At 50.2% G+C, this 21612-nt stretch carries 16 protein-coding genes; all 16 read right to left on the bottom strand.

What is annotated here, in order from left to right; all coding sequences use genetic code 11:
• Window positions 1-49 precede the first annotated feature (49 nt).
• Window positions 50-2893, bottom strand: coding sequence for an excinuclease ABC subunit UvrA (uvrA, locus tag MAMMFC1_RS11945; RefSeq protein ID WP_126308727.1), 2844 nt, complete (start codon window positions 2891-2893; stop codon window positions 50-52).
• 104 nt (window positions 2894-2997) lie between these two features.
• The gene (locus MAMMFC1_RS11940) at window positions 2998-4293 is read right to left on the bottom strand and encodes a S41 family peptidase (protein WP_232035430.1); all 1296 of its coding nucleotides are present in this window, start codon (window positions 4291-4293) and stop codon (window positions 2998-3000) included.
• Between the two features lie 24 nt (window positions 4294-4317).
• On the bottom strand, window positions 4318-6393 hold the full coding sequence (gene uvrB, locus MAMMFC1_RS11935) for an excinuclease ABC subunit UvrB (RefSeq protein WP_126308726.1): 2076 nt from the start codon (window positions 6391-6393) through the stop codon (window positions 4318-4320).
• A 36-nt stretch (window positions 6394-6429) separates the two neighbouring features.
• On the bottom strand, window positions 6430-7689 hold the full coding sequence (locus MAMMFC1_RS11930; RefSeq protein ID WP_232035429.1) for a PDZ domain-containing protein: 1260 nt from the start codon (window positions 7687-7689) through the stop codon (window positions 6430-6432).
• Between the two features lie 173 nt (window positions 7690-7862).
• A complete protein-coding gene (locus tag MAMMFC1_RS11925; RefSeq protein WP_126308725.1) occupies window positions 7863-9008 on the bottom strand; it encodes a S41 family peptidase in 1146 nt (381 codons plus the stop codon).
• Window positions 9009-9124: 116 nt separating this feature from the next.
• Complete coding sequence (locus MAMMFC1_RS11920; RefSeq protein ID WP_126308724.1) at window positions 9125-10255, bottom strand: murein hydrolase activator EnvC family protein; 1131 nt, start codon at window positions 10253-10255, stop codon at window positions 9125-9127.
• Between the two features lie 272 nt (window positions 10256-10527).
• Window positions 10528-11415, bottom strand: coding sequence for a permease-like cell division protein FtsX (gene ftsX / locus MAMMFC1_RS11915; protein ID WP_126308723.1), 888 nt, complete (start codon window positions 11413-11415; stop codon window positions 10528-10530).
• Complete coding sequence (gene ftsE, locus MAMMFC1_RS11910; protein WP_126308722.1) at window positions 11405-12091, bottom strand: cell division ATP-binding protein FtsE; 687 nt, start codon at window positions 12089-12091, stop codon at window positions 11405-11407. Before ftsE ends, ftsX begins: the two co-directional genes overlap by 11 nt.
• 195 nt (window positions 12092-12286) lie before the next feature.
• Entirely contained in the window at window positions 12287-13027 is a 741-nt protein-coding gene (locus MAMMFC1_RS11905) for a site-2 protease family protein (RefSeq protein ID WP_126308721.1), read from the bottom strand.
• Window positions 13028-13113: 86 nt separating this feature from the next.
• Window positions 13114-14049 carry a transketolase family protein gene (locus MAMMFC1_RS11900; protein ID WP_408631246.1) on the bottom strand — a complete coding sequence of 312 codons (936 nt, stop codon included), beginning with the start codon at window positions 14047-14049 and terminating at the stop codon, window positions 13114-13116.
• Between the two features lie 204 nt (window positions 14050-14253).
• Complete coding sequence (locus MAMMFC1_RS11895) at window positions 14254-15096, bottom strand: transketolase (RefSeq protein ID WP_126308719.1); 843 nt, start codon at window positions 15094-15096, stop codon at window positions 14254-14256.
• Between the two features lie 114 nt (window positions 15097-15210).
• Window positions 15211-16056, bottom strand: a complete 846-nt coding sequence (locus MAMMFC1_RS11890) for a YitT family protein (RefSeq protein WP_126308718.1) — start codon at window positions 16054-16056, stop codon at window positions 15211-15213.
• A 258-nt stretch (window positions 16057-16314) separates the two neighbouring features.
• Window positions 16315-17421 (bottom strand): polysaccharide pyruvyl transferase CsaB, encoded by a 1107-nt coding sequence (csaB, locus tag MAMMFC1_RS11885; RefSeq protein ID WP_126308717.1) that lies wholly within the window; start codon window positions 17419-17421, stop codon window positions 16315-16317.
• Complete coding sequence (locus MAMMFC1_RS11880; RefSeq protein WP_126308716.1) at window positions 17414-19489, bottom strand: DUF5693 family protein; 2076 nt, start codon at window positions 19487-19489, stop codon at window positions 17414-17416. Before MAMMFC1_RS11880 ends, csaB begins: the two co-directional genes overlap by 8 nt.
• Before the next feature lie 233 nt (window positions 19490-19722).
• Window positions 19723-20415: an LmeA family phospholipid-binding protein gene (locus tag MAMMFC1_RS11875; RefSeq protein ID WP_126308715.1), complete on the bottom strand. Its 693-nt coding sequence runs from the start codon at window positions 20413-20415 to the stop codon at window positions 19723-19725.
• Window positions 20416-20446: 31 nt separating this feature from the next.
• A protein-coding gene (gene prfB / locus MAMMFC1_RS11870) for a peptide chain release factor 2 (protein ID WP_194085692.1) occupies window positions 20447-21557 on the bottom strand; the annotation gives its coding sequence in 2 pieces (ribosomal slippage) (window positions 20447-21484 and window positions 21486-21557; 1110 coding nt in all).
• Between the last annotated feature and the right edge of the window lie 55 nt (window positions 21558-21612).

Here is a 21612-nt window from a genome sequence, read left to right as displayed (position 1 = left end):
TGCAACTCATGATACAGACCACTAGAAGGATGCAGAGTGCCCTCTGCGCTTAAACAGGTCCTTTCTGCAGCCGGCGTTCAAGCACCGGTTTTAAGAACATGCCGGTGTAAGATACAGGAACGGCTGCTATCTCTTCCGGCGTACCCTGGGCGACAATGTCGCCGCCCCGGTAACCGCCCTCCGGCCCCAGATCAATGATGTAATCGGCTGTTTTGATGACATCCAGATTGTGCTCGATGACAACTACCGTATCACCGCCATCCACCAGGCGCTGTAAGACCTCCAGCAGGCGGTGGATATCGGCGGTATGGAGGCCGGTAGTCGGTTCGTCCAGAATATAGAGAGTCTTGCCGGTACTGCGCCGGGCCAGTTCGGCAGCCAGTTTTATCCGCTGCGCTTCACCGCCCGACAGCGTAGTTGCCGGCTGTCCCAGCTTCATATATCCCAAACCCACGTCCTGCATGATTTGTAGCTTCCGGTGTATTTTGGGGATATTGCGAAAAAACTCCACCGCCTCATCCACAATCATATCCAGCACCTGGGCAATATTTTTTCCCTTGTAATGAATTTCCAGCGTCTCCCGGTTGTAGCGGGCGCCTTTGCAGACTTCGCAAGGAACGTAAACATCAGGTAAAAAATGCATTTCAATTTTGATAATACCGTCGCCCCGGCAGGCTTCACAGCGCCCCCCCTTGACGTTAAAGCTGAAACGTCCCGGCCGGTAACCGCGCATTTTGGCTTCCGGCGTCTGGCTGAATACCTCGCGAATGGAGTCGAACAAGCTGGTATAAGTTGCCGGATTGGAACGGGGGGTACGGCCAATGGGTGATTGATCAATATCAATAATTTTGTCGATATATTCCACTCCCCGGATTTCGTCATGGACGCCGGGACGGTTGTGACTGCCGCGGTACAACTGGCTGGCCAGCCCTTTATACAGTATTTCGTTGACCAGGGTACTTTTGCCGGAACCGGATACCCCGGTAACGGCGGTAAAAACTCCCAGCGGAAAACGGACATTGAGATTTTTTAAGTTGTTTTCCCTGGCCCCCACCACCTCCAGCCACTTACCGTTGGACTGACGCCGCGTGGCGGGGATAGCAATGTATTTCTTGCCGCTTAAGTATTGACCGGTTATTGACTGCTCAGTGGCCTTGATCGTCTCAATGTCGCCTTGCGCCACTACTACGCCGCCATGTAGTCCGGCAGCCGGACCAATATCAATGATATGGTCGGCGGCGTACATGGTGTCTTCGTCATGCTCCACCACCAGCAGCGTATTGCCCAAGTCCCGCAGGTGCTTCAAGGTAGCTAAGAGACGGTTGTTGTCCCGCTGGTGAAGGCCGATGCTGGGCTCATCCAAAATGTAGAGCACTCCCACCAGCCCCGAACCGATTTGAGTAGCCAGCCGGATACGCTGGGCCTCGCCGCCGGATAAAGTGCCGGCTGCCCGGTCAAGGGTCAGGTAGTCTAAGCCCACGTTCAGTAAAAATCCCAAACGGGCATTGATCTCTTTCAATATCTGATTGGCAATTGCCGTCTCTCTGGCGGTCAGTTCCAAACCGGCAAAGAATTTCTGACAGTCAGCCACTGTAAACCGGGTTATTTCATAGATGTTTTTTCCCCCTACCCTGATAGCCAGCGCCTCAAGCTTTAAACGGGCCCCCCTGCAGGCCGGACAGGGTTTGGAGCTCATATATTCTTCAATTTCTTCCCGGGCATAGTCTGAGGTAGATTCCCGGTGCCGCCGGCTGAGGATGGGAATAACGCCTTCGTATGTGGTGTAGTAAGTCTTATGCTCGCCATACATGTTTTCATAGTGGAAGGTGAACTTGTCGGGACCCGCTCCCCACAGAATTACCTCTTTCAGATTATCAGGCAGTTGCTCCCAGGTGTCGTAGACAGAGTGGCCATAATGCTCCACCACTGCTTCCAATTGATTCATAAAATAGGAAGCGCTGCTTTTGCTGAAGGGAGCAACAGCTCCGTCAAGCAAAGATTTGGAAGGATCAGGTATTACTAAAGCCGGATCAATCTCCAGGTTGTTGCCGAGGCCGGTACATTCGGGACAAGCGCCAAAAGGACTGTTGAAGGAAAACATCCTGGGGGCAATCTCGGGCAGACTGATGCCGCAGTCGACACAAGCAAAATTTTGGCTGAATGTCAGTTCGCCAGTCCCGGCGGCGGCGACGTTCACGACACCGCCGCCCAGATCAAGCGCCGTTTCCAAAGAGTCTGCCAGACGGGTTTGGACCCCTTCCCGCACAACAATCCGGTCAACAACCACCTCAAGGGTATGTTTTTTATTTTTTTCCAGATTAAGCGCCTCGGTGACATCCCGGATTTCACCATCAACGCGCAACCGCACAAAACCCTGCTTACGGATATCTTCCACTATTTTTTGATGCTCGCCCTTTTTTCCCCGTACCACCGGCGCCATAATGGTCAGCCGGGCCCCTTCCCCTAAAGCAATCAGCTGGTCTACTATTTGGTCCACTGTTTGCTGGCTGATGGGCTTGTTGCATTTAGGACAGTACGGCCGTCCCGCCCGGGCGAACAAAAGACGCAGGTAGTCGTAAATTTCCGTTACCGTGCCGACAGTCGAACGGGGATTGCGGCTGGTGGTCTTTTGGTCAATAGAAATAGCCGGTGACAGGCCTTCGATATAATCCACGTCCGGTTTGTCCATTTGACCAAGAAATTGACGGGCGTAAGCCGACAGGGACTCCACGTACCGCCGCTGTCCTTCAGCGTAGATGGTGTCAAAGGCTAACGAGGACTTGCCGGAGCCGCTGAGGCCGGTGATAACAACCAATTGGTCGCGGGGTATGATGACATCTATATTTTTCAGGTTATGCTGTCTGGCCCCTTTGATGACAATCTGTTCTTTCACGATGCTTCCCTTTCATTTTTCTAGATCAAGCATATTAGCACAGGAGCGCTTTACCAAGCGCCCCTATGCTTTTATATTGGCAAGTAAATTAATATTCAGTTAAGTCAATTCCCTTTTAAAACCTCAATAGCTTTTTCCAGTTGCAGGTCTTTGCCGTTTTCTTTAAAGTCAGGCATCTCAACTATGATATCCGGCTCAATCCCCACGCCGTTTATGGAACGGTCCCGGGGAGTAAAGTACTTGGCAATGGTAAGTTTAATAGCGGAATCGCCGCCTAACGGCAATAGCGTCTGTACCGACCCCTTGCCAAAGGTCTTGGTACCGATCAGTTTTCCTGCGCCGGTATCCTGCACTGCGCCTGCTACGATTTCTGAAGCGCTGGCGCTGCCGCCGTTAACCAGGACAACCAATGGAAACTTAGGTGTTTCCAGATTAGAGGAAAAGGTTTGCCTGCTTCCGTCTTTAGCAACGACGGAAACCACCGGACCTTTCGGGACAAAATTGTTGGCTACTTTTACGCTTTCTTCCAGCAGCCCGCCCGGATTGTTTCTAAGATCCAGAATAACCGCCTTCATACCTTGCCCTTCCAGTTCCTGCAGTTTCTTGAAAAGGTCGTCGCCGGTATTTTCATTGAACATGGACAGGCGGATATAGCCGATATCGCTTTCCATCATTTTGCCGTCAACGGTCTTAAGCTGGATATTGGAACGGACCAGGGTGAAATCTCTTAAGTCCTGTCCGGCGCGGCTGATGGTTAAGGTTACTTCGCTGCCCTCCGGACCGCGAATCAAATTCACCGCTTCGTCAAGTGCCATGTCTTTGGTATCCCGGCCGTCAACCTTAACAATCCGGTCCCCGCTCAAAATACCGGCCTGTTCTCCCGGCGTTCCCTCAATGGGGGCCACAACCGTCAGCAATTGGTCCTTGACGCCGAGTATGATGCCTACGCCGCCAAATGACCCTTTCGTCCCAATGGTAAATTCTTTATACATCTTGGGGTCCATGTACAAGGAATAAGGATCGCCTAATGAATTGACCATGCCTTTAACGGCGCCGGACATTAGAGTATCGGTAGCCGTTTCTCCCACATACCTGGATTTTACCAGTTCAATGGCCCGGAAAAGTTTTACGGTAGCGGCAATATCCGTCGAATCCATCTGCGACAAGTACCGGTTAATTTCATTAATGGAGTAGGACTTGACTATATCCTGTTTGCCGCTAATAATGACTGGAGCAGCGGAAACAGGAACGTCACTCCGGGCGGCAGCCGCCGTGAGCCATTCATGTCCGACGGCCGCAACCGGCTGGTGCGCCGTCAGGGATGACCCGCCAAAGGCCATGCTGACCGCGAGAATGCTAACTATAATAAGTTTCAATTTGATGTTCTTGATGAGTCGCATAAATCTTCCTCCTCTATCTTTAGTTCACTTTTTTCGGTGGCGGGCAGTCTTACTTAAAGATGTTTTCGGCTTCGGCGCGGGTTCTCCTGCTTTTTGCTTAAGTTCTATTATCATATCCCTGAGTTCGGCGGCCCGTTCAAACTCAAGCAGCTTAGAAGCCTGCCGCATCTCTTTCTCCAAGTTGGCCGCCAGTTCCAGCATTTCGGTGCGGTTCATGCTGCCGATACGGTCAGTTTTGTATTCAACACCGGTTTCAGCCACCTTGGTGGTTTCAATAAGTTCTTTTACCCGTTTCTCAATGGTTCTCGGAGTAATGCCGTGTCTGGTGTTGTACTCTGTCTGAATCATCCGCCGGCGCTCAGTCTCGCCAATAGCCTGCCCCATGGATTCGGTAATGGTATCGGCGTACATGACAACCTTGCCGTGAGCATTCCGGGCCGCCCGGCCGATAGTCTGAATCAGAGAGGTCTCCGAACGCAAAAAGCCTTCCTTGTCGGCATCCAATATAACGACTAATGATACCTCCGGCAGGTCAAGGCCCTCCCGGAGTAAATTTATGCCCACCAGAACATCAAACTCACCGGCCCTGAGATCCCGAATTATCTCGACCCGTTCAATAGTGGCAATATCCGAATGCAGGTAGCGGACTTTAATACCCATGTTTTTCAGATATTCAGTAAGGTTTTCCGCCATCTTTTTGGTCAGGGTAGTCACCAGCACCCGCTCATTGGCAGCAGTCCTGGCTTTGATTTCAGCCCATAGATCATCCATCTGTCCGGCAATAGGCCGAACATCAATGACCGGATCCACCAGCCCGGTAGGACGTATAATCTGTTCCGCCACTTGTTTGGCGGCTTTCAGCTCATAGGCCGCCGGGGTGGCCGAAACATAAATAATTTGATTAATTCGCTGCTCAAACTCATTGAAGGTGAGCGGGCGATTGTCAAAAGCGGAAGGCAGCCGGAAACCATTTGCCACCAGGGACTCTTTCCGCGACCGGTCCCCGGCCTGCATCGCCCGCAGTTGGGGCAGGGTCGCATGGGATTCGTCAATCACAATCAAAAAGTCCTGGGGGAAATAATCCACCAGCGTGTAGGGAGATTCTCCCGGCCGGCGATTGGTCAGATGCCGGGAATAGTTTTCGATCCCGGAGCAATATCCCATCTCCAGCATCATTTCCAGGTCATAATTGGTGCGCTGCTCCAGCCGCTGAGCCTCTAAGAGCTTGCCCGCCGACTTTAGAAAAGCCAGTTGCTGTTCAAGCTCGGCCTCGATGTCCCGGATGGCCCGCAGCATGTTCTCCCGCGAAGTGACATAGTGGGAAGCGGGATAGATAGCGATATGCTTACGCTCAGCCAGTATCTCCCCGGTCATGGTGTCCACCTCCAGGATGCGTTCCACCTCGTCGCCGAAAAGTTCGATCCGCAGCGCTTTTTCCCCGTAACCGGCGGGAAAAATTTCAACTATATCGCCCCGTACCCGGAACTTACCGCGGGTAAAATTTATATCGTTGCGCTCGTATTGAATGTCCACCAGCTTACGCAGGATATCATCCCGGTCCTTGACTTGTCCTTGTCGCAAGGATAACATTAAATCCCGGTAGTCTTCCGGCGAACCTAAACCGTAAATACAGGATACACTGGCCACGATTATAACGTCCCGCCGCTCGAACAGGGAACTGGTAGCCGAGTGTCGCAGTTTATCAATCTCATCATTAATCGAAGCGTCTTTTTCAATATAGGTATCAGTCTGAGCGATATAAGCTTCCGGCTGATAATAGTCATAGTAGCTGACAAAATATTCTACGGCGTTATGGGGAAAAAACTCTTTAAACTCGCTGGCTAATTGAGCAGCCAGGGTCTTATTGTGAGCGATAACCAGGGTTGGTTTCTGAACTGCCTCGATTACTTTCGCAATGGTAAATGTCTTGCCGGTGCCGGTAGCTCCCAACAGTACCTGAGCCTTGTCCCCGCTGCATACGCCGTCCGCCAGCTTGGCAATGGCCGCCGGCTGATCACCGGTAGGAATAAAGGGGGCTTCCACGGTAAACGGAATTCCGCCCTCATTGTGATTGGTTGCCAGTTTGGGAACAGTCGCCATTCTATTATCACCTCTAAGACGGTTGAACAGTCTTCTTTATCTTTTGGGTAATTTCCGTTTAATCCAGTCAAGCAAACCGAATCTTTCGCTTTTCATTTCGACATAATAGGATTCATCCCCGTCAGGGACCAGAATAACGCCCAGCTTTCTCTCGCCGTTTTTGAATTTGACTTGCCGGCTGTGCCTTAGACCTTTCCGTTCAAATTCCACAGTGAATTCCGCCGGCGCATAACTGATGGCAGCCGCCAAGTCATAGCGGCTGTTTATCGTTATTCCATCCAGACTGAGAAGAATATCTCCCGGTTTTAATATTTTTCCGGCCGGGGTATCCGGAATAGCATTAAGAATTTTAACCCCGTGGTCAGGCGGGATGAAATAAGGGCGCTGCGTCAATTCCCGCCGGTTGTCAAGCTGAATCAGCGCCTCGTGACCTAAAGGCGACAACAGGGCGGCCAAAACCTTGAGCCAAGAATACTGGGCGGATAATATGGCCAATATCAGCAATAAAACACTATAGAGCGCCAGGTGTAATGCCGATCGCCGCCGTCTCTCACCGGGCAGGCTGGACACGGCAATATCGGTATAGCCCAGGGCGGCTACCACCGGCAGCATGGCATAAATCAGGCTTTCGCCAGCCGGCGGTTCCACCCCCAGCGGAATAAGCGGCCACCATTCCGGCATATAAAGGAGTCCTTCCGACGCACTATCCGCCGGAATAGAAATAACAGCCAGGAGGGCCAAAGGCAAAGGCCAAAAGTTCTGCAGGCTGAAAGCGCCCACAATCCGGCCATCCTGCCGTTTTACAATCAGCGGCACGGCACTGTAACCGCCGCTAACAGCAATCAGCACGCTCTCGGTAATATGGAGAACGGCTACCAGCCCTAATACCTGCGGCACATTGACGTCCGGCCAGCCAAACAGAATATTGGCCAGGGCGACTAAGCCCCCGGCGTAAGCAAAACATAAAAACCGCATGTTGATGAGCATCAGCGCCAGTGCCACAGGCCAAATATAGTTAAGACCCAATTTGTTGAGGGTGACACCGGCAACAGTCAGCAAAAAACTACCGACAATACCGCCAAGCAGTCCATAAAATCCGGCAAGCAGCACTTGCCGTACCAGGCTATAGGAATAAACGCCGAACATTTTCTGCTGACTTTGCCGCATCTGCCGGTATTGCCAGCCTACCAAGGCCAGTATCACCCAAAATATGGGTTGCTGCAAAACCGACAAAGCCCGGTCGATAATCAGCAGCAGTATATTCGGCCAGGGAAAGGCGGTAATTCCTGTAATCACGCTTTCACCTCTGCGAGTCATGGATTTTCCTAAGGCAAACATAGGTCCGACACAATAGTACCATACCTGTAAGTAAATTACAAACAAGTTAAGATGATAAGAAGATGTCGATTCTTTAACGCGATAGAAACAAAAAGGCCGGTCCGCTTCGAACCGGCCTTACACAAACTAGTTTATAGTTTTCCTTTCAAAACTTCGATGGCTTTTTCCAACTGCAGATCCTTGCCGTTTTCCTTAAAATCAGGCATTTCAACCTTAATGTCCGGTTCAATACCAACGCCGTTAATGGAACGGTCGTTGGGAGTAAGGTATTTAGCAATGGTAAGCTTCATGGCTGAACCACCGTCCAAGCGTATAATCGTCTGCACCGATCCCTTGCCAAAGGTCTTAGTGCCAATCAATGTTCCGGCCCCCGTGTCCTGCACTGCTCCGGCTACAATCTCCGAAGCACTGGCGCTGCCGCCGTTAACCAGTATGACCAGCGGATACTTGGGAGCAGCCAAATTGGAAGAGTGGGTTTCCCGGGTACCGTCTTTTGTTACCACGGATACCACCGGCCCTTTAGGAACAAAATTGCCGGCTACTTTCACACTCTCTTCCAACAGACCGCCGGGGTTATCCCTGAGGTCCAGGATAACAGCTTTCATTCCCTGCTTTTCCAGTTCCTGCAGCTTCTTACCAATATCGCTGCCGGTATTTTCATTGAACATGGACAGCCGGACATAGCCGATATCGTTTTCAAGCATTTTACCGGTGACAGTCTTGATTTGGATATTCGAACGGGTCAAAGTGTATTCTTTGGCATCCTGCCCGGACCGCAAAATACTAAGAGTAACATGACTGCCTTCCGGTCCCCGGATCTTGCTCACTGCCTCGTCAAGAGCCATGTCTTTGGTGTCAAGCCCATCAATTTTGAGAATCTGATCCCCGCTCTTGATGCCGGCTTTATCCCCGGGCGTCCCTTCAATAGGTGCCACCACCGTCAACATTTTATCTTTGATACCGATAACAATGCCTACTCCTCCGAACGACCCTTCCGTTTCAATCATAAATTCTTTATACATCTTCGGGTCCAAGTATATGGAGTGAGGATCGCCCAAAGAATTGACCATACCTTTAATGGCCCCGGCCAACAGAGCATCAGAAGGCACTTCTTCCACATACCGTGATTTAATTAACTGGATGACCCGGAATAGTTTCAGAGTGCCGGCAATGTCCGTGGAGTTAATATGCAGCATGTATAAAAACGCGCCTGATGTCGCGACAAATGTAAAAAGGACCAGCAAAACAGCTCCGATTATAATCTTACGGCGACTCAATAAACACACCTCTCTCGCTTCTTACCGCCCCTTTACGTTGGTGGCGGAGCAAAAAACTACTTTAACTATATGTAAAAAACCGGGATAATATTCTACGTCAACAGATTATTAAAAATTTATAAATACCCCAGCGGATTCACGGGTGTACCGTTTTCACGCACTTCGAAGTGAAGATGAGGCCCGGTAGAATAGCCGGTTGATCCTACATGGGAAATGGTCTGCCCTTTATATACGCGCGTACCCTCCCCCACTACCAAATCATTGTTGTGACCGTATAACGTAGATATGCCGTTGCCATGGTCGATAATTACCGCATTGCCGTAGCCGCCCATCCAGCCGGCATAAATAACCACCCCGCCGTCTGCGGCCCCAACCGCATCACCAAAGTCTGCCCCAATGTCAATACCGGTATGGTACAACTGCGTGCCGAAAATAGGATGCGTCCGCCAGCCGAAAGGTGAGGTAATCGGACCCGATGCCGGCCAGATCATAGCACCGGTGGCACCGCTGGGACCTCTACTGCCGGCCTGGATTCTACGGATCATAGTTTCAATCTGCCGGGATGTTTCCAGCAGTTCCTGATAAGCCTGGTTAGCAACATCCCGCTCGGTAACCGCGGTTTCCAAAACTTTCTCCTGTTCCTGTTTGCGGGCTTCAATTACCGCTTTCTTGGCAGCAGCTTCTTGTTTCAATTGCTCAATGGCAGCCTTGTCCCGTTCCAATTCAGCCCGTTTTTGCAGAACCAGTTCGCGCTCGGCTTTCACTCTGGTAACCAGCGTTATATCCAGATTAACCACTCTTTTTAGGAGTTCAGCCCGGGTCGTGAAATCATTAAAATCCACCGCGCCGAACAGAACATCCAGATAGTTTACCTGACCGTTTTTATAGATATCCCGCATGCGTTTGTTCAAAATCTTAGTGCGTTCAGCAAGACTGGCCTCCACCTTAGCCAAAATCTCAGTGTTTACGGCTATTTGCTGCTGAGTGGCCTCCAGCTTGGACATTATAGCTTTGTATTCATTGATGGTAGCATCCAAGCTGCCCTGTATCACTCTCAGCTGTTCGGAAACACTCTCCACCTGTTGCTGAGCCGCGGCGGCGCGATTTTGTTCATTTTCCATCTGCTGCTGAATGCCCTGCAATTCCTCCTGTTTCTGCTGGATTTCATCCGCCGCCACCGGCGCCAGGGGACTCGCCATTCCCCCCACCAGCAACGCAGCCAAACCAATTGCCAAATAACGTCTCATCGAAACCTTCTCCTCCTGGACAATCTTAAACTTTTATAAAAAACTGAAGTATGAACTTTTCTTAACGACTACTTACTTTCTTCCTGCTCCAAGACTTCGTTTTTTTTAATCGGCTCCGCTAACAAATACCTCGAACTGCTTAGAAATCGTTAGCTGCTAGGCGCAACGAGAACCGGAACGCAAGCGTACTGGTTGTACGCTGGAGTGAGGATCGCAGGAGCAACGACGCAGATGACGGTTTATAAGCAGTTCCCTACTATAACAGCCGAAAACTACACCCTCATGAAGCGGCGTAATGATATACTACTCCCCAAAGCGCCGATAGCAGTCCCGGTCACAAGCAAAATGATGCTGACATTTGTAAGAAAAGGTTGTTTCGGAATAAGCGGCAGAAAAGCCAGCGACTCATATACTTTAGCGGTTAGGGCGGAGTAAGTCTGGTTCAGGATGAGTACAGCGATGAGCGCCCCGCCAAACCCTAAAACCATGCCCTCAATCATGAAAGGCCAGCGAATAAACCAGTCGGTAGCGCCGACATATTTCATGATGCCGATTTCCTTGCGCCGGGCAAATACTGTTATGCGAATGGTGTTGGAAATAATGAACAGCGCCGCCAGCGCCAAAAATACAATCAGAATGAGCCCCAAAATACGGATCATGCGGGTCAAGCTAAAAAGCTGCTCGATCACTGCCTGGCCAAATTTGGTATTTTCCACTCCTTCCAGCTGTTCAACGCTTTGGGCTACCGGCTTGACCTGCTCCGGCTTGTCCACTTTCACTTCAAAGGCATTGGGCAGGGGATTGGTTTCTCCCAAGGCAGTCAATAATTCCTTCTGTTCACCCAGCCGCTCCTGGAAACGGGCCATGGCCTCATTTTTATCAACAAACAGTACCTGTGTAACTCCTGGAATCTTTGTTATGCGCGTACCGATTTCCCGCATATCCAGATCGGATAAATCGTCCTGCAGATATACGGAAATTTGTACTTGATTTTCAAGAGTGGAAGCGATATGGTTCAAGTTAAGAACCACGGTCAAAAACATACCCAAAATCAAGAGCGACAATGCTACCGTAGTAATAGAAGCTATGCTCATCAGGCTATTGCGGCGCAAAGAAGACAAGGCTTCCTTGATAAAGTACTCAACAGCCCTAATCTTCATAGCCGTATACCCCTTTTTGCTGATCACGAACTATACGGCCCTTTTCTATCGCCAAAACCCGTTTCCTCATACCATCAACCACCGTTTTGTCATGAGTCGCCATGACAACGGTGGTGCCTGCCTTGTTAATGCTGTCCAACACTTTCATAATTTCCCAGGAAGTATCCGGGTCAAGGTTACCGGTCGGCTCGTCGGCGATCACAACCGCCGGATTGTTGACAATCGCCCGGGCGATGGCTACCCGCTGCTGTTCTCCGCCGGACAATTCCGCCGGATAAGTGCGGACTTTATGTCGTAACCCGACTAATTCCAGTACGTTGTACACCCGTTTTTGTATTTCCCGCCGCGGGGCTTCAACAACTCTCATGGCAAAGGCAACATTATCATAAACCGTTTTATTGGGCAGCAGGCGGAAGTCTTGAAAAACTATCCCTAAATTACGCCGGAGATAGGGAACATCGCCGGGCGACATATTGGCAACGTTGCGTCCGTTCACTACAATTTTCCCACTGCTTGGCAATTCCTCCCGGAAGATTAGTTTTATGAATGTCGATTTACCGGCGCCGCTGGGACCCACAATAAATACAAAATCACCGCTGGCGATTTCGACCGTTATATCTGCTAATGCAACTAAGCCGTTGCTGTAAATTTTCGACACTTCACTCATGTAGATCAACAGTTGGTACCTCCTGTACAGTATGAAGCAACATTTAACTGATATTCGACATACATAGCAAAAAACCTCCTTGCTATGCAAATCAGCTGCTTTCTTTGGAAACAAATGACAATTTATATCTATTCCGGTCAGCCAATGCCGCGAATTGCTCAGAAATCGCCTGATACCGCTGCCAAGGCGAATAGTTGCGGCAATTTACTTCAGCAGGTCGGTTACATACAAAGTTGTAAATCCCAGTACACACAACAAGCCAAAATACCACCAGGCAACGGTAAACCGCTGAAAAGCCGTGAGTTGATAATATTGCTCATCCTTCTCTTCCTCTCCCTGCCACAACTGCAGGAGAGAAAACAGGAAAATTACCAGAATAAAAATATTATACGTATATAAAAATACCACGCCGATAACCAAGCTTCCCAGCCACCAAAGGCGGGGTGAAATGGCTGCGGCGATCCGTTCACCATCCAGCGGCGTACAGGGAATCAGATTGAAAAGATTAAGAATACAGGCGGTATAAGATAGTACCAGCATCAACACGCTATCTGTCCAAAGATAGAATGCCAGGCAAATCATCGCGCTGATCGTTCCGGCAGCCGGGCCGCCAATGGCGATGTTCGCAGTCATTTTGGCATTGAGGGGCATTTTGTTGAGATGAATGATTGCCCCAATAAAGGGGATAAACATAGGACCGGCAGCCTTAATACCGACAACGCGGGAAGCCAGAACATGACCCAGTTCATGCACCAGGAGCAATATGATAAATCCGGCGGCGAACTGGACGCCGAAAGCCAGTGCATATACGAGTAAAGATAGAACCATGGACACAGCGGCAGACATAGTGCCACCAAGCTTTAAGACGGCAATCAGCCCCATTAGCCCAACCCATAGCCGGCGAACTACCCGCCTGCCAAAATAAATTACCTTCCACTGGCTCACACTTTCTCTCCCTCCCTTCTTCTTACGTATGCACATAAAAAACGACTCTCTACATACATATGCATGCAGGAGCCGTTTTATTTATTTTATCCTTTCTTTCTGATGACTGCCCGTTTGACAGCCGCCACGATATCATCGACAGTCAGGTGATATTTTTGCAAGAGGGCGGCGGGAGTGCCGGATTCCCCGAAGGTGTCTTTCACGCCTACTCTTTCCAGCGGGGCCGGAGCGTGTTCAGCCATCGCTTCGGCGACGGCGCCGCCTAAACCGCCGATAATGGAATGTTCTTCGCAGGTTACGACGGCGCCGGTGTCCCTTACGGCCGCCACGATGGATTCAATGTCCAGCGGTTTAATTGTAGCCATATTTAATACTCTGGCGCTATATCCCGCCTCAATCAGCCACTCAGCCGCAGTACGCGCCGGCGACACCATCAGGCCGCAGGCAATAATGGTCACATCTTTGCCATCGGCAAGCTGAACGGCTTTTCCCAGTTGAAATTCATAGGATTCGCCGAACAGTTCCGGCACCCCGGCTCGTCCTAAGCGAATGTAAACAGGTCCGTCATATTCAGCGGCGAAATCCACAACCCGCCTGGTCTCAGCAGCGTCGGCGGGAACAATGACAGTCATATTGGGCAATGAACGCATGAGGCATAGGTCTTCTAACGCCTGATGGGTCGCCCCGTCTTCCCCTACGGTAATTCCCGCATGAGTGGCCGCGATTTTTACATTAAGACGGGGGTAGCATATGGAGTTGCGAACTTGTTCAAACGCCCGCCCGGCGGCAAACATGGCAAAAGTCGAAGCGAAAGGAATCTTTCCCGCGGCAGCCAGCCCGGCGGCCACGCCCATCAAGTTCTGCTCCGCGATACCTACATTAATGAACCGGTCAGGAATAGCTTTACCGAAAACATTGGTTTTCGTCGATTTGGACAGGTCGGCGTCAAGAACAACCACGTCTTTATTTCGCTCCCCCAATTCCTTCAACGCAACACCGTAAGCTTCCCGGGTTGCAATCATTTTACTCATGAAAAACACCTCTATATTTTATTTCAGTATTCACGCATATTACGGATTGCCCCGAACTGCTTAGAAGTCGTTAGCTGCTAGGCGCGACGAGGACCGGAACGGAAGCGTACTGGTTGTACGCTGTAGTGAGGACCACAGGAGCAACGAAGCAGATGGCAGCTTATAAGCAGTTCCCCTCTTTAAGTCGAATATCCACTAATCATTTATAGATCCCATCGTACTCAAAAATGTGTCGCATTCCTCGCGGCTGGGAGCTTTACCGTGCCAGTCAACAACGTTTTCCATCTGGCAGACCCCTTTGCCTTTTACCGTTTTAGCAACAATTACGGTAGGCTTGTCCTGCACTGTCTTGGCAGTTTCAATCGCGTCGTAAATGGCATTGAAATCGTGTCCGTCAATCTGAAGCACATTCCAGCCGAATGCCGCCCATTTTTCAGGGATAGGCAGCGGCGACATGACTTCACTTACCGGTCCGTCAATCTGAAGACCGTTAAAATCAACAAAAGCCGTCAGGTTATTAAGTTTATAATGGGCAGCAAACATCGCCGCCTCCCAAACTTGCCCCTCTTCCAGCTCACCGTCTCCCAGGAGGACAAATACCCGGTAGTCCCTTGCGTCCAGTTTAGCCGCCAAGGCCATGCCGCAAGCCGCACTTATGCCTTGTCCCAGAGAACCGGTAGTCATATCCACTCCCGGGGTATGTTTCATTTCCGGATGTCCCTGGAGACGGCTGTCAACTTTACGCAAAGTTAACAGCTCTTCCCGCGGAAAAAATCCTTTTTCCGCCAGTACAGCGTACAAAACAGGCGCACCATGCCCTTTGGACAGAACAAAGCGATCCCGGTCAGGGTCCTTTGGCTGCCCCGGATCGATTTTCATTTGGGCGAAATACAAAGTAGTCAGAATATCCGTTGCCGATAAGGAACCGCCAGGATGACCGGATGCCGCTTCAGTAATCATGCTTACAATGTTGCGCCGTACGGATGCGGCGCGGTTGGTCAGCTCTCGGATTTGGTCCGGATTAAGCTTAGTTGCCACAATTTAACCCTCCTGTTTGCGCCTGTCTTTCATCATCTCATGGTTTGACATCCGAGATCCACAAAGCAAGCTTATTTAGATATATTTAAACTTGCCGCCACACGCGAGCGAGGGTTAATGAGATTTAAATCCTTCCCCCAACACCTCGTGAGCGTCAGCAACGATAACAAACGCTTTACGGTCAAGCTTGTAAATCAATTCTTTCATATAGGACACCTCACTGGTGCTGACGACGCAGAATACAACATCCCGCTGCGTATTGGTATAAGCGCCCCGCCCCGAGAGAAATGTCACCCCGCGCCCCAGTTTTTCCAGGATGGCTTTCGCCACCTGCGCCGGACAATTGGTCATAATGACAAAAGCTTTGGCGGAGCTGGGCCCTTCCTGCACCAAGTCAATGATTTGAGTAGTTACAAATAGGGATATAAGTGCGTATAATGAGAGTTCAGCACTGTTGAAGACCAAGCCCGCCAAAGCTATGACAAAAAAATCCACCCCTAACAATGCTTGCCCTATACTGACGCCGAATAACTTATTAATAATTGCGGCTGCCAGATCAGTGCCGGCGGTTGTGCCTTTAAACTTAAATACAAGCCCCATGCCGATACCGGACAGTACGCCGCCGTACAGGGAATTTAACAGCAAATCGCTGGTTAATACGGGGGTAAACGGCGCCATGATGTCAATGGCAGCCGCCAAAACTGCGGCTCCAAACAAAGTGTTTATCCCAAACCGGGCGCCAAGCACTTTGACGCTTCCTAAAAACAAAGGAATGTTAAGGGCCAGCATAGTCATCCCCACCGGTAAACCGAAGGTATAGTGCAGCACGGTAGCCAGGCCGCTAACGCCGCCAGCCGCCACTTTGTTGGGGATAAGAAACATATTGAGGGCCACAGCTGTAACCGCCGCCCCCAGGGTTATCCCCAGGTAACCGCGCAACCATGCCAGTTTATGTCCCATTTAGGTACTCCCTCCTTTTATTTGTCGCTGCTCAGCTTATAATCGCCACGAACTGCTTAGAAATCGTCAGATACCGTTGCATATGAAAAAAGCTTATTGCAATGATATTTGCTAATTACAGTTCGAACTATCATCGTCAGACCGTAGGCACGACGAGAACCGGAACGCAAGCGTACTGGTTGTACGCCGGAGCGAGCACCGCAGGAGCAACGACGCAGATGGCGGTTTATAAGCAGTTCCCTACTTAAAGTAAATAGGTCATCGTTGTTTATCGCCGATCAGGGTCAGCGCCAATTCGGCGTTATGGAAGGCCTTGTTGCGGAGATGGCTGATGCGTTCCTCCCGCTCCCGTGAACGTTTGGGATGCTTTTTCTCATCCCATAATTCCTGTATGCGGGTCATTAGAGTGTCTACGGTTATGGTTTTCAAGGTGCCGACGTGGCGTTCGCCGAGAGTTTCCAAAAAGCGGTCAATCTTAGGGTCATAGGATATGCCGGCCGTCGGCACATGCATAACTGCGGCAAAAATGAGGGCATGGAGTCTGACGCCAACAAGCAAATCAAAGTTCCCTACCAGCGACAGCAGTTCGCTGGTAGTATATTCCTCATCCAGCACAGCCGATTGCTGCCGCATTCTGGCGGCGATCTTTTGGGATACGCTGCGGTCATCCGGCCACTGCATAGGCAAAAATACCACCTTGGCACCAAATTCCTTCACCATAATGTCGGCAGCCTGCGCCAATACTTGTTTATAGTGGCCCCAGTCCTTCCATTCCCTGGCAGATATGCCAATCAAGGGAGCCACACCCTCCTGACCATATTTCCGCAGAATGGAACGTCCAATCTGCTTATCGACAGGGTGCATGGCCAGTACCGGATCGGCGGTAACATAAATAGGAGGAGCCTTTACTTTCAGCCGTTTAAGTTCTTCATAAGAACCTTCATCCCGGACAGTGATAAGGTCTACCATATTGCCGATATATTTCATGGCGCCTTGGGCGATGGCGCCTTGTACCGGTCCGATTCCCTGAGCGTACAACATCACTTGCTTGCCAAGTTTTTTGGCTAACATCATAATACTAAGGTAGTAGTATAAACTGCGGTCACTGGTTACGTCCTGCAGGAGACTTCCCCCGCCGCTGATCAGGAGGTCGCTCCGCCTCATGATTTGAATTATTTCCGGGTAATTAAGGCGATACACGGCGTCCACACCGTGGCGGCGCCGTGTGTCCTCCGGATTGCCGGAAAGAACAGTGATTTTGATGTCTGGTTTAAGTTCGGTCAAGGCTTCAATCATGGCTGCCAGCATGGCTTCATCGCCGGCATTGCCAAAACCGTAATAACCGGAAACGACAATTTCACTCATGGGTAGCAGGTCTCCTTCTCCATGCCCGTACCAAAGAGAATACCGCATATAAGCCAACAAGCGCCATCAAACCGATAAGCACTCCCAGAACCAAACCGTCCAGACCTCTGATGAAAGACATGTATACCGGAGTTCTTAAATGAGCGAATGTTTCGATCAGTGATCCCTGGGCAATCGTAGCCGTTACGATGAGCAAATATTGGGTAAACCTTGGCCAACGCTGATATATGGACATAACCGCCAGCAAAAAAGCGGTATGACCGATTAACTCCTTTTCCCGGGGCCGGGCGTACAGCATTTGTTCCAAAAACATGCGCAGCTTCTGCTCGACAGCGGGAACAGGAACCCCGGCGGTATGACCGGAACGTCCCACATATACCCAAGCGGCAAAAACGGCCGCGCCAATAAACAGCAAGGTCTTCACGTCAATAGGATGGTTTAATATTTTTACAATTTGTCGCCATATACCTTTAATTCCGGCCGTTTCATCAAAATCAAACAGATTGTAACGGGAAAAGTATACGACTGTAATTAAGACCAGCGGCATAACAAAGGTTAGTTTTACACCCCTGTAAATCTCCATTTCCAAAAAGAAACGAATGTCGCTTAAAACCGCAGCCAAGTACATGCCGCCAGCCAGCGAAATCGCCGTCGTGGCTATTAGAGCGCCCATCCCGTTGGTTATAAGTGATCCTATACCCTTCCGCCCCGTCAGTTCACCGGCTATTTCCTGTTTGCGCCAGCGGTCAATTTGCCAAGTCATGCCTAACACCGGGAAAATCAGCGCACTGGCCAAGGCAGTCATTTGGCGGGTAAGTGTACCGCCGCCCTTCAGCACCGGGAATATCAATACCGCAGCCAGGCCAATAAGAAGCAGGCCCTGCCAGCGGAGCGGCAGGGGAACTATCAAAGATAAAAGTAATACGCCGGCGGCAGTCGCCCCCAACATTACTAACGCCAATAGCCAGGGCTGGGGAAAATAAGGCTCGAATGTTCCCGCCCGCCCAAAGGCAAAGCCCTGGGCGGCAAGAGCTTTTTTCACGCCTGAGATATAGGCGAGGTTGGTTTCATATAAACTCATCCCCGGTTCGGCTTTTTCGAACCGGTGCAGCAGGTTGATACGAATGTTGCGTTCCAGATTCGTGGTCGTTTCCCACCGGAGGATTGCCTCCGATATTTTCATTTTCAGCTGTTCATCCTTCGGAATGGTGTACACCCTGGCAGCCTTGTAATGAATCGCCGTTGCCAGGTCCAACAGCCCCTCCTGCTTTACAAATCTCAGTTGGAGAGGATGCTCAATCATCGCCAGAGTCAACCCGCGGTCCTTAAAATTTTGAACTGTAAGGGGTAAAAGGTCAGGATAGCCCAGCACTTCATCACCGGTAAACATCACTGCCGACACTTTGCTGCTGTCAACGGCTTGCAGGCGTTCAAACACCGAATTGACATCGCCGGGGGTGACTTTGGTGTAATTCGTGGGACGAGGCACCAGATAATACCCTTGATTGACCACTTCTCTAAGTTCAGATTTAGGCAAACCCAAATTCCATTTTATAACTTTTTCGTAATTGGCCTTGGCGGCAAGAATCAATCGTTCTCCTTCATTCAGTATAACTACCCTGCCGGGACCCAAGCGCCGGTTCAGATCTTCCCGGACTTCAGCAAACACTTCTTTATCCTGAGCAGTTATATAAACATCTTCGGGCGCAATTCTTCCCGCCGCAACCATATCCCGCCAAAACGGATCGGTCAGACCGCCGGTACGGCTTTGATCCAAAATGTTCGCGCCGGAAAATACAGCTGCTTTGCCTCTTTTGTCAAGTTTCTCCAGCGTAGACTCATAGACAGCAAGGGAAGTAACACCCGCCTCTTTAAAGTCTTTAAAAGCTTTAGCCGGCGGAATACCTTCAATCTGTGCCAATTCAACCAGATCTTCATAATCCATTACCATCTCAATAGTAGTATTTTTCTCTTCAACCAGGTGGCGCTGCCAGTTTATTGTGAGCGCCGCCAACAGGCCGATTATAATAATTCCTATTAAAATCCGGTTATATGTAAGACTTGTCACAAAATTCCTCCACCTTACGCTTTTATTCAGTATTCCGGGAATAAGTATAAGACGGTTAATATGATATTTTCGCCATTTTATCCAGATTTATACGGCTTAGCATCTCATAGCAACTTTAACCATATTCTGCTGCATAATTACAATCTCCTGCCAGCTTAAGAAAAATTTGAACCGTTTTCAAAACTATGAAAAATTAGAGCAGTCACTGGCAAAAAAAATGGCCCGTACGGGCTTTAGCGAGACCGGTTATCAGTATGAATTACCACTTTACCTTCCTCGGTAACAATATCGCGGACCGTTACTTTAAAGGGCAATTTACTCAAATCAACTAACGGTACTTCCGTCAGCAATGCGCCGCCAATATTTCCCACCGGAGAGTTGTTAAGCCAAAAGCGCTCGGCAACAAACTTAATTTTATCTTGCTCGCCTGTAATCCTGCCTTCCAGTTTCACGTCCACCCGGGCGATCCCGCCAAGGGTCAATTGGCTGTTTACCTCTACTTTTCCGGGGGAAACTGCCACGTTGGCATTTTTCACTCCTTTGACGGAGCTATTGAGATATTTCGCCAGTTCGTCCTGAGTGACCACAGTGGTAAGGTCGATATCCCTTACCCCTTGTATGACAAGCGCCCGCCGGGTGATTAACGCCTCCATATCCAATTGAACGTCAGTCATTAGGACATGCATATCGGCCAAAGCGATCTTGTCAAGTTTTACATCCTGAGCATCAATGTCGACCCGGTCAAACCGGCCGCCCAGCATCAAAAAAGCCGGACTTTTTTCTACATGGGCAGCCACCTGGCGGCTGCCGGTTAAACCGGTCATTCCCTGGGCAACAGCATCAGACACAATTTTAGACAGCATCACTTCCGCTATCACTGCCAGGAAAAGAACCAGCAAAATGGCAATTATCCAGCGTTTGCTCATAAGCTCCGCTCCTTATGCGAGAATCTCCATTCTAGCTTTTACTGCTTATGTTATTTTTAAGATAGGCTTCAATAAACAAATCGATTTCGCCGTCCATCACGGCCTGGACGTTGCCGGTTTCAGCCCCGGTACGGTGATCCTTAACTAAATTATAGGGATGAAACACGTAAGAGCGAATCTGGCTTCCCCATTCAATCGCCTGATACTCGCCGCCGATTTCCGCCTTTTTTTCTTCCTGCCGCCGGCGTTCCAGTTCAAACAGTTTGGCGCGTAAGAGGCGCATACATTTATCCCGGTTCTGAATCTGGGAACGCTCACTTTGGCATTGAACCACGATGCCTGTGGGCATATGGGTCATACGCACCGCCGAGTCGGTCTTGTTAATGTGCTGGCCGCCGGCGCCGCTGGCCCGGTAAGTATCCACCCTCAGGTCAACGGGGTTGATGTTGACTTCCACCGAGTCATCGATTTCCGGCATGATGTCAACGGCGGCAAAGGAAGTATGCCGCCGGCCGCTGGCATCGAAGGGGGAAATGCGGACAAGACGGTGTACGCCTTTTTCCGCCTTCAGGTAGCCGTAGGCATTACGGCCGGCTACCTGTATCGTCACGCTTTTCACGCCGGCTTCATCGCCGGCCAAAAAGTCGATGGTTTCTATCTTGTAGCCTTTGTCTTCCGCCCAGCGTACATACATCCGCAGCAACATTTGGGCCCAGTCCTGAGCCTCAGTTCCGCCCGCCCCGGCGTGAAGAGTCAAAATGGCGTCATTGCCGTCGTATTCGCCGGCGAGAAGAAGGTTTAGTTCCAGGCGTTCCATATCCTTCGCCAGTTCTTTTAATGTGGCGTCAATTTCCTGGTACAGGGAATCGTCTCCTTCTTCCATGCCCAGTTCCCAGAGAACAGCCAGGTCGCTCTGACGGTTGGCCATTCCCTGATATTCGCTAATACTGTCCTTGAGCCTGGTCAATTCCTGCATAATTTTATGGGCTGTATCCGGGTCGTCCCAAAACCCGTGAGAACCAATGCGGTCCTCCAGTTCTTCTATCTGTTCTCCCTTACCGGCAACGTCAAAGAGAAACCCTCATTTCATTTAATCTTTGGGCCAACACGTCAATGGGCCCTTTCAATTCCTCCAACAGCAATACTCTCAACTCCAGCCTTTTTTATTTCTCTGTGTCCCTCTGTGTCCTCCGTGTC

Origin of the sequence: Methylomusa anaerophila, assembly GCF_003966895.1 — a bacterium.
Taxonomy (GTDB): domain Bacteria; phylum Bacillota; class Negativicutes; order Sporomusales; family Sporomusaceae; genus Methylomusa; species Methylomusa anaerophila.
This window is presented reverse-complemented; position numbering and strand designations above follow the sequence as displayed.